The 10,092-nt window shown below is 39.7% G+C and carries 10 protein-coding genes; 9 read left to right on the top strand and 1 reads right to left on the bottom strand.

The features are described 5' to 3' along the window. The first annotated feature begins 837 nt into the window (after nt 1-837). Entirely contained in the window at nt 838-1,041 is a 204-nt protein-coding gene (locus tag CXF65_RS07460; protein ID WP_025652005.1) for a CsbD family protein, read from the top strand. Nucleotides 1,042-1,277: 236 nt separating this feature from the next. On the opposite strand, the gene CXF65_RS07455 is transcribed toward CXF65_RS07460, so the two are convergent. Next, entirely contained in the window at nt 1,278-1,592 is a 315-nt protein-coding gene (locus CXF65_RS07455; protein ID WP_025652006.1) for a hypothetical protein, read from the bottom strand. A 764-nt stretch (nt 1,593-2,356) separates the two neighbouring features. Here CXF65_RS07455 and CXF65_RS15205 point away from each other — a divergent pair. From CXF65_RS15205 to CXF65_RS07415, 8 genes are all read left to right on the top strand, one after another. Beyond that, nucleotides 2,357-2,650 carry a molybdopterin-dependent oxidoreductase gene (locus CXF65_RS15205; protein WP_264673011.1) on the top strand — a complete coding sequence of 98 codons (294 nt, stop codon included), beginning with the start codon at nt 2,357-2,359 and terminating at the stop codon, nt 2,648-2,650. 500 nt (nt 2,651-3,150) lie between these two features. Then, nucleotides 3,151-4,044 carry a trehalose-phosphatase gene (otsB, locus tag CXF65_RS07445; protein ID WP_025652009.1) on the top strand — a complete coding sequence of 298 codons (894 nt, stop codon included), beginning with the start codon at nt 3,151-3,153 and terminating at the stop codon, nt 4,042-4,044. After that, nucleotides 4,041-5,618, top strand: a complete 1,578-nt coding sequence (locus tag CXF65_RS07440) for a trehalose-6-phosphate synthase (protein ID WP_101211589.1) — start codon at nt 4,041-4,043, stop codon at nt 5,616-5,618. Before otsB ends, CXF65_RS07440 begins: the two co-directional genes overlap by 4 nt. 18 nt (nt 5,619-5,636) lie before the next feature. Beyond that, on the top strand, nt 5,637-6,719 hold the full coding sequence (locus CXF65_RS07435; RefSeq protein ID WP_101211588.1) for an acyl-CoA dehydrogenase: 1,083 nt from the start codon (nt 5,637-5,639) through the stop codon (nt 6,717-6,719). Beyond that, on the top strand, nt 6,707-7,567 hold the full coding sequence (locus tag CXF65_RS07430) for a PIG-L deacetylase family protein (protein ID WP_101211587.1): 861 nt from the start codon (nt 6,707-6,709) through the stop codon (nt 7,565-7,567). The genes CXF65_RS07435 and CXF65_RS07430 overlap by 13 nt, the downstream gene beginning before the upstream one ends. After that, nucleotides 7,551-8,348 carry a class I SAM-dependent DNA methyltransferase gene (locus tag CXF65_RS07425; RefSeq protein WP_025652013.1) on the top strand — a complete coding sequence of 266 codons (798 nt, stop codon included), beginning with the start codon at nt 7,551-7,553 and terminating at the stop codon, nt 8,346-8,348. The genes CXF65_RS07430 and CXF65_RS07425 overlap by 17 nt, the downstream gene beginning before the upstream one ends. Before the next feature lie 40 nt (nt 8,349-8,388). After that, nucleotides 8,389-9,063, top strand: a complete 675-nt coding sequence (locus tag CXF65_RS07420; RefSeq protein WP_101211586.1) for a glycosyltransferase — start codon at nt 8,389-8,391, stop codon at nt 9,061-9,063. Nucleotides 9,064-9,328: 265 nt separating this feature from the next. Then, nucleotides 9,329-10,009, top strand: a complete 681-nt coding sequence (locus CXF65_RS07415) for a DUF421 domain-containing protein (protein ID WP_025652015.1) — start codon at nt 9,329-9,331, stop codon at nt 10,007-10,009. Nucleotides 10,010-10,092 lie beyond the last annotated feature (83 nt).

Raw genomic sequence — 10,092 nt, 5'->3', positions numbered from 1 at the left:
GTCATAAAATGCACAAGCTTGTCTGATACTCATATCTTGTTGTTCGACACTTTTAATCACTTGAGCACGGAAGTCTGCTGAATAAGTCATAATCTTTTTACTTTTCGCTTGTTTTAAAACGACTGTACCACTTTTATAAAAGATCTGCTATAGTCTATTTGGTTCCAGCTGACATCCTCAACACAAGGACATTTAGAATTACCCAAACCCAAAAAGCAGTTTTAATTAAGTAAGCTAGTATTCATTAAATTGTCTGAACTTCCACGACGATGTACTTGCTGCGATTCACTCGAAGGGTTTTGCTGAATAAGCCATCAGATTAAGTTATGCTGATTAGTAACAAACGATAGATAAAAACACTAAGATACGGAAATTGGTTATATTTGTTGAATAGCTTAGGGGTAATCTATGGAGAGTAATAAATTCATATTGCGAGCAATAGCAGCCTTTATTTTGATTGTTGGACTAACAGCTACAGTTATAATTAAATTTAAATTAATGTCACCCAGCATATTTTATAGTTTTTTTTAATGGAAATACTTTTAAAGTTAAAGTCCGTCTAGGGGTTTTTTGTGCCTGTTATTCTATTTTAGCGGACAAGAAACGTCTAACTAAAGACACAACTTACATCGCGATAATATATTAGCGGTCTTAACAATAACTCAGAAACACTATAAACGTTCGTTTTACAGACGTTCTAACTACGTCGTCTATATTAGATATATCAGCTTAAAACTTGATACTGCTGATAGTCTATTCAGCAATAAAAAAAAGAAAAGATGGATAAGCTGGGTATAGATGCGTTGACTCACAAACCAATAAATGGATGATAATGATATGAATAACCAGACCCTAAAAGGCGAATGGAACCAAGTCAAAGGTTCAGTAAAACAAAAGTGGGCAGATTTAACAGATGACGATCTCACCCATATTGAAGGTGATCGTGATAAATTGGTTGGACGTGTCCAAGAGCGTTATGGTCATTCAAAAGAAGATGCTGAACGTGATGTAGATGAGTGGCGTAACCAAAATAAATATTGATTATTATGTTTTTAATAGTCATACCCTGAAAATGCAAAAAGCCCGTGGCTATGGTCACTGGCTTTTTTAATCAATGCTGCTAGTTATGTGAGTAAACATAAAAGGCTTGATTGCAGGATAGGCTGCCGCCGTCAAAAATGGGATATTTTAAGATAATGATTAGTCGGAGCACTTCAAACTGTTAATAACCTTACAGAAACCCTTTAATATTTACTGGATTGCTCGCTTTCCCATACTTACTGCACGCCATCTGCGGGTGTCTTATCTAGGTTTGAATTATTTTCGTTGATATAAACCGTATCATCAGCCTTTTGGTCATTTCCGTTACTAGAATAGTATGCTGTACCTCCTGCACCTTCTATCTCCTCTGTAGACTCAGTCGTCTGATCTTCAGCCTCGCTCGCTGTTTGCACAGGTGTCATCTCACTAGACTCTGTATTAGTAGCAGGCTCTTCTGTCTCACTACTGCAAGCACTGAGACCAAATAAACTCGCCAAAAATACTATGCATAATTTATTTTGAATCGATTTAGTTAAGACTGATGTTTTCATTTCAATATCCTTATTGTAGTTAAGACATAAAGATTCAAGAGATCGACTTTGTAACTATTCAAAATCAACTGTAAAGTACGGTCATACAATAATTTAATTGAGCTAACTTCAGTATCAGCACAACCCTTTATTGTTTTTTTTATTTTCTATTTTTTTATTGTTATCGTTATGCTTTTTGAAAAAATAATGCTCGACTAACGGGTTAAATATAGCAAGCAGATTTAGCATCTTCAGGTAGGAAAAGGTAAAAGTTTGTTATCTTGTGTACCACATGTTTTTAAAAGGATATGTGATGTTTATAGTTAAGGATGATAGTGTGTTAAAAAGCATGCTAAGAAAATAGATGAAGGATGAAAACTGTGCTCGAATAAGACCACGGTGTACTTTGTCAAACACAGTTCGCAAAGCATGTGCTCAAGTTATACAAACTATTAAGACTGCTAACTGAGCCAACAGACTATCTATAGTATTAATTATTCAGTCTTACCCAGACAATCTTAATCCATAAATAAGGATGTATTATGAGTAAGTCTGATCAAAATCCTAATTCTGCTGTCAATAAGCATAATACCCCTTCGATTCGTGATCCACTTGAAGAAAAAATCACCCCCGGCAACAGAGTTTGATGATCTTGCAGTAAATGAGTTCGCCGGATATCAGTTGCGCATTGATGATGGATTGGTCGAACGACCAAGCGAATACTCCCTGGCTGAGTTACGGGCGATGCTGCAGCAGGAGCAAATTACAACCCATTTCATTTCTGCATTCAAGGTTGGAGCGATGTCGCTAAGTGGACTGGCATGCCAATGCGCCATATACTCGACTTGGTTCGTCCGATGCCGAAGGCGCGCTACGCCGTCTTCTACTCTCTCACTGAGGGCGCTCATGGCGGCGTCTACTACGACTGCCACAAAATGGAGAATATGCAGCACGAACTGACTATTCTGGCCCTCGATATGAATGACGATCCACTCAGTGTTCTACATGGCGCGCCACTACGACTGCGGTGTGAAAACGAGCTTGGTTTCAAGATGGTTAAGTGGATTACTGCAATTTAATTGTCCATGATTTTTCCCATCTCGGCTCAAGTCAAGGTGGTTACAATGAGGACCATGAATTTTATGGCTACAAGATGCCGATTCGATGACGGAAGCGCTCAATGAAGCAGTTATTCCAGCCTTGTATTAGTCAACTATATTTCAATAAATGTCTTTTATAAGTTGTCTAATCTATAGTTGATGAACAGAAGTCTTAGGTGGTTTAGTGTGAATTGTAATCGGTTTAAATATGGTAGTTTAAATGCTTTCTTAAAAAATAAAACATAAATAGCAATCATGTTTAGTGAGTTACAGAACTAACATCAAACAGCACACTCTAGTCACTAGATTTTTACTGTAGCTATGGCACACTTCTTATTAAAACAAATGGTTTAGTATTAGCTCTCTTTAGGTCCATATTAAAAATATATTAAAAACCGCAACGGCTTTTGATACGCAAATTATTTCGAATGTATGGCATATTGGTCTGAAACATGACGCTATATTAAAAAGGAAGAAACGTGACTTCAGGACGAAGCCCCAGCATAAATAGGGAACCTATCTATATCTCGCCAGAAAAATTTGCTGACCATTTATTCCATCAGCAAGAGTACTGTTTGTTTCTAGATATAGATGGCACGTTAGCCGATTTCACACTTAATCCTAAAAACAGCTTCATCCCAAATGCAACCTTAATACTTTTACAAAAGATACAAAACCATGGTGTAAAAATTGCTGCCGTGACAGGACGCAGTTTGGCTGAAGCAAAGCAAATGCTGTTTCCTTTAACATTACCAATCGCAGCAACTCATGGATTAGAAATAGCGTTTGATGATAGCAGTGACCATAATGAAACAAACGTTTTATCTGTTAATATCATGGAACTTGCTGTAATAAGAAAGTCTATTATCCAATCTTGCATTCCCTTTGATGACTTCATCGTAGAAAACAAACCCTATTCTGTCGCCCTTCATTTTCGAAAAAACCCTGCTTTAGCTGATGCGGCTTATACCATCATGGTAGAAAACTTAAAAAGTCATGATAACTGGACATTAAAATCCGGTAAATATGTTTGGGAGGTGGTGCCAAAAGGAGTAAATAAAGGTAGCGCCATTCTAGCTTTACTAAAAAAAATGCAGAGCCCTACAAGTTTTTGTCCTATTTTTATTGGCGATGATATTACGGATGAAGCAGGATTTGTGGCTGTACAAGGTGACAGTAAATTGCTAGAAGACGACTCACAGTTAATAAAAGGGATGGGGATTAAGGTCGGTTGTGAGCCTACTCATGCCAATTACTACGTCCATGACACTCATGAGGTGACTGTTTTACTAGATAGCCTTTTAAGCCTTTGCCAACAACATAATGAGTTAGTAAAAGAAACCGTGAGAGTGAGAGGGAGACACGTGGTATGAGCCGCTTAATCGTCTTGTCTAATCGGGTCAAAATGCCTGATAACAACCCAATGGCAGGTGGACTTGCAATAGCACTGCAAGACGTATTAAACGGAAAATCAGTCGTTTGGATGGGCTGGAATGGTGAAATTGTCGAGCGCTATAATGATGATTATACTAATGAATTTAGTAGTATCAAACAAACTGCTTTATCAGGCGCTGATGCGCCGTGTGCCAATATATTCATCACTTATATGACCACTGCACTTACCACTGAGCAGTATCAGCAGTTTTACTGCGGCTTTGCCAACAATGTACTGTGGCCATTATTGCACGAGAGAACTGATTTAATTAGTCAAGCGCCAGAGGATTACGCAGGCTATCAAACGGTAAATCGCCTTTTTGCCAAACAATTAAAGAAGATTATTGAGCCTGATGATGTGATTTGGGTGCATGATTATCATTTTTTAAGTGTGGCATATCATTGTAGGCAGCTGGGTATTTGCAATCGTATCGGCTTTTTTTTCCACATCCCCTTTGTCTCATTACCTTTCTGGCAATCACTTGATAAAAGCAGTGAGCTCATTAGGCATCTTGCTCATTATGACGTGCTTGGTACACAAACTCAGCAAGGGAGAGCCAACTGCTTTGCTGTATGCAATTATTATTTAAAAGATTTGCTAATAAACGTCTTACATGCCCCGCAAGGTTTTAGTACCTCTACTCAGTCAAAAAATACGCAGGTTATGCTTAACTTAGGTCTAAATTATCCTCACTATTTGCGGATTGATGCCTATCCAATCGGCATAAATGTGACAAGAATACAGCAGCAAATTAGCCATTTATCCTTGCAATATGCTAAAGCCAATCAGAATATAAACACTATAAAATCTGCTGCCCAAAAAATTATTGCGGTGGACAGAATCGATTACTCAAAAGGGTTGTTAAAGCGTTTTTCGGCATACCGTGAATTTTTACAGCAAAATCCTTTATATCAGAATCAGCTGACGTTAGTACAAATTGCCTGTCCTAGTCGCCTAAATGTGCCTACTTATCAGCGTCTCTATGACGATGTGAAAACTGCTGTTAATGATATAAATCAACAGTTCTCACTCAGCAAGTGTAGAAATGATATTTCTGAAAATGAGAATACTATGGGTAGTTGGCAAGCTATCAGCTATTGCGAAAGCGTCATAAGCCACGAGACATTAATGACCATGTTTTGGCAGAGTGATATCGGTTGGGTCAATTCGCTTAAAGATGGTATGAATTTAGTTGCCAAAGAATATATTGCGGCACAAAACCCTGACAATCCTGGCGTGTTATTGCTCTCACGTTATGCAGGAGCGGCCGAGCAAATGCAAGCCGCGATTATTATCGATCCACATAAGCCAAAAAGTATGACAGAGGGTTTAGGAATTGCTTTGACGATGCCGTTAGATGAGCGGCAGTCGCGCTATCAATCGCTGCTACAGGGACTACAACAAGATGACTTACAGGTTTGGCAGCAGAATTTTTTAAATGATTTGTATGATGTCAAAAAGCATCAAACGGATCGCTTGAACCCTATCTCAGTTCCAATATCTGACTCATAAGGATAATTAGGAGGCCTCATGTTACTGCTAAATGCAAAAAACTCTTTATTATCAGAGATTAAAGCCAGTATAGAAAATAACTTGCTGGCTGATAATCAAGCCATTAGTACACTTAGCTTAACTGATACTTTACGTCATAATATCTTAAAAACCTTAATCACCTATAGCGATAAAATCCCGCATCCGGCAAGTGGCGCTAGCCCTATAAATAGTGAAGTCTCAAATACGTTGAGCCGTTGGCAAGTTTTGGCTTATGTAGCAGGGATTGATCTAACAATTGCAAAATGGTTTGAGTCGCACTTGGATGCGCTAAGCATTTTACATGAAGTAGGCTACGATAAAGCGGATCTAGGGTGGTGGGCTGTTTGGGCAGCAGAAGGTAATCCTATAGGTTATGAGCAAGGAAAAGTCAGTGGTACCAAAGCGTGGTGTTCAGCGGCCAATATGGTAGATTATGGACTCATAACGTATCGTAATGCCAATGATCAAGCGCAATTGCTTGTCGTAGATATGAGGCAATCTGGTATTGAGATTAATAACGAGGAGTGGCAAGCGGTAGGGATGCAAGCCACTGATACAGCGACATTACAGTTCCATGAAGTATCGGCCATCCAAGTTGGGAGAGCCAATGAATACCTAGAACGGGTGGGTTTTTGGCATGGGGCGGCAGGGGTTGCTGCTTGCTGGTATGGAGCAACGTCTTACCTAGCAGACTATTTAATCAGTGCCTATCAGCAGAAACCAAACGATTATAAAGCCATGTATTTGGGTCAAATTAGTACGGCATTGGCAGTCACTCAGCAGTATTTTCATTATGTTGCTGATTTAATCGATAGTCAGCCACAGCTCAGCCACGAACTTGTTATACGCCAGTTAAGATCACAAGTTGAGAAAGTCGCTCGCCAAGTAATGAATATGGTTGGGCAGGCATTGGGCGCAGCACCATTTTGTCGCCATGCCCATTTTGCAAGATTGTCAGCGGATCTGCCCGTGTTTATCCGCCAAAGTCATGGCGCTTTTGACTTACAGAAAATCGGTGAGTTAACTAGCGTTTTAGCCAATGAGTTAACAGACAGGCAGGATAATATATGGCAACTATAGTATCTATTAACACTACAAAGCTTATACCCAAAGATGATGCCGTCGCGAATGCTGCTATTTTTGAAGGTAACCATCCGATCGTGGGTGACCGTGTTATTGAAGGTGATGGCACCAGTCAAGAAGCTTGGCAAAATTGGGTAGGGCTGCAAGATTTGCCTCGATTTGATATTGCAAAAAGCTTTGCACCACATCAGCGAGTCTGCATCTTTGCCCCGCATCCTGATGATGAAGTACTAGGCTGTGGGGGTCTGTTGCAACAACTGGCAGCAAATGGCAATCCTATTGTTCTTATTCACGTGACCAATGGCACACAAAGTCATCCGAACTCGCAAATTTATTCTCAAGAAAGCCTTGATACTATCCGACCACAAGAAAGTGTTAAAGCGCTGGAAGTATTGGGTGTGGCTAATCAGGTCACGACTATGGCTCTAAATTTAGCAGATGGCAATGTCTTTGCCCAACAAGATCAGTTTCACCAAGAATTATCCGCAATTATTCAACCTGAGGATATTTTAATAACCACTTTTATAAATGACGGACATCCTGATCATGAGGCAACTGGACAAGTGGTCGCTTCATTTGCCAAGCAGCAGCACCTAGCTTGTTATCAAGTATTAATTTGGGCGTGGCATTGGGCAAAACCTGGCGATAGCCGTATCCCTTGGCACTGTGCAATGAGAATTAATTTAACCACTGAGCAATTACAGCGTAAACTCCAAGCCATCACCTGCTTTAAAAGTCAAATTACTGCAGATGACAGCACGGGAAGCCCACCAATCTTATCGGCGAAAGCGATTGCTAGAATCAGCCAACCTTGGGAAGTCTATTTATATGAGTCACACCCCTAAACCTAAGCCACCAATGGATATCAGTAACTTAGTCGATAGTTTAGAGTATTCTAAAACTGTCTCCGCTGACGGTACTGCTATTAGCAACCAATTAGCTGCTTATTCAGAATCGTATTTTGACGCGTTATATAATGACAATACCGATCCATGGCAGTATCAAACTCGTTGGTATGAAAAACGAAAACGTGATATGTGTCTAGCGATACTGCCGCAATCTCAATATAAGCATGGCATTGAATTAGGCTGTGGCAACGGCGTACTGAGTGAACTATTGGCTCAACGTTGTCATGCTTTGGTGAGTATTGATGGCAATCAGCAGGCGGTGCAACTTGCTAAAGAGCGCTTAGCAGAGTTACCTCATGTTAAGGTGATACAAGGGGTTATTCCCAATAGATTATTGACTTTAAAAGATGCCCTTTGGGATACTTATCTTTTATCGATTAGTACACCTGTTAATGAGCCGCCCTTTGATTTAATTGTCATTAGTGAGATTTTATATTATTTATCACCCAATGATATTGACACAGTAATCGCTTGGACTGAGCAAAACCTTGCTGTAGGCGGTACATTACTATGCTGTCATTGGCGGTATGCTATTGAGGGTTTCACGATGACAGGTGAGACCGTGCACCAGCGCTTGCACGATGTTTTTAATTTCACAAATAATGAGAAGCATCAGGTTACGTTCACTCATCAAAGCAAAATAATAGACAGCGATTTCTTATTAGATGTTTGGCAACGCTCCCCAAGCTCGGTAGCTATGCAAGAAAACTTGGTATGACAAAGTGTAGCATTCAGCAAAATAGGCAAAGGTAGGAGATATGAGAATCGGTATTGTAATTCCTGCTCATAACGAGGCGATGACTATCGCTAAATGCTTAGCATCAGTGCAATCTGCTATCGATCAATTACCTTCAACCATTAAGGCGTACCCGCTGGTGGTCCTCGATAGTTGTACTGATGATACGCAGAAATTGGTTAAGGCCACGGGCGTTGATTATCTATGCTGTAACTATCACTGTGTGGGACAAGTGAGAGACATTGGAATTCGTTATGCGATCGAAAATGGTGCGACATGGCTTGCCTGTACAGATGCTGATTCAGTTGTGCCTATGGATTGGTTGGTACAGCAAATTGAACATATTATCTATCAGCCGACTGATATGATTTGCGGCGTGGTAGACATTGATAGCTGGGCACATTTGACGCCGCAAACGCGCGAAGATTATATCGCTCATTATCAAGATAGGATGGGACATCGTCATATTCATGGGGCAAATTTAAGTTTTAACAGCGAGGCTTATTTAGCTGTTGACGGCTTTACGCATCTGCCATGCCATGAAGATGTGGATTTGGTTAAAAAGTTTGAAGACCAAGGCTATGCTATTACTTGGAGCAATCGCGTTCGTGTGCTGACCAGTAGCCGCTTGAAAGCTCGGGCGACAGAAGGTTTTGCAGTGTTTTTAGCTAATCTAGAAAACAATAATTTATATTAATATACTCACTATCAGATTTTACTTACTTATTACTGAATGTGGATATACTTCAAAAATATTAATTAGAAATCCTGTCAAACAAGCTTAATCGACAGCTTACAAACCTCAGACAGCTATATTCATACCAGTAAGTGCGTAAAGTTTAAGAAGGAGGGAGAAGCGTCTTACCTCAATACCTTCAAACTAAATCTTCTTCAACATCATAAAAACTAAAGCATCTTTAATCTAGATCAGGGTCTAGACATTATACACAGGGAGGTAATTAATGGATTGGGCTAGTATTTTTATCTATGACACGACTTGGTCGTTTGCCGCTGAAATCGTCATACGTGTGATAGTGATGTTTGCTATGATTATTTTGTTTCTACGATTCACGGGTAAACGAGGCATTCGCCAACTTTCTATTTTTGAGTTAACTATTATTCTATCACTGGGATCTATCGCTGGTGACCCCATGTTCACTAAAGATTTGCCGCTTATTCAAGCTGTGCTTATCATGGGTATTGTGCTGCTACTTTATAGATTGTGTACTTGGGTTACCGCAAAATATAAGGTTTTTGAGAATTTACTAGAAGGCAAAGCTACTTATATCGTTGAAAATGGCTTGTTTGTACTTGAAGATGTTAAGAAAGATAAAATGTCTCATGATGAGTTCTTTGCTGAAATGCGTCAATATGGCGTGCGTCATTTAGGACAAGTAGAGACAGGATTGCTCGAAACAGATGGTGAGTTTAGTGTACTATTGTTTCCACGCAATGAGACCCAGTATGGGCTACCTATTTTCCCCAAAGAGTTTCAGGCAGCGAAAACCATAGAGAATGGGCAGCCCTACGCTTGTATGCATTGTGGTTATGTGAAATATATATCAGATCTAAATGAAGAATGTAGCCGTTGTCAACACTCAGTAGGTTGGGCTAAGGCTCTTAGTACTAAGATCGTAAATTAAATTCGGCAGAGGCTATCCTAAAAACTGTGTAACTGCTTATAATCCAATAACAGGAGAATAAGCAGTTACACAGTTTTTAGGAA

This window comes from Psychrobacter sp. Sarcosine-3u-12 (assembly GCF_002836005.1).
GTDB lineage: Bacteria > Pseudomonadota > Gammaproteobacteria > Pseudomonadales > Moraxellaceae > Psychrobacter > Psychrobacter okhotskensis.
The sequence above is the reverse complement of the archived record's forward strand: the minus strand, read 5'-3'. Positions and strand labels throughout refer to the sequence as shown.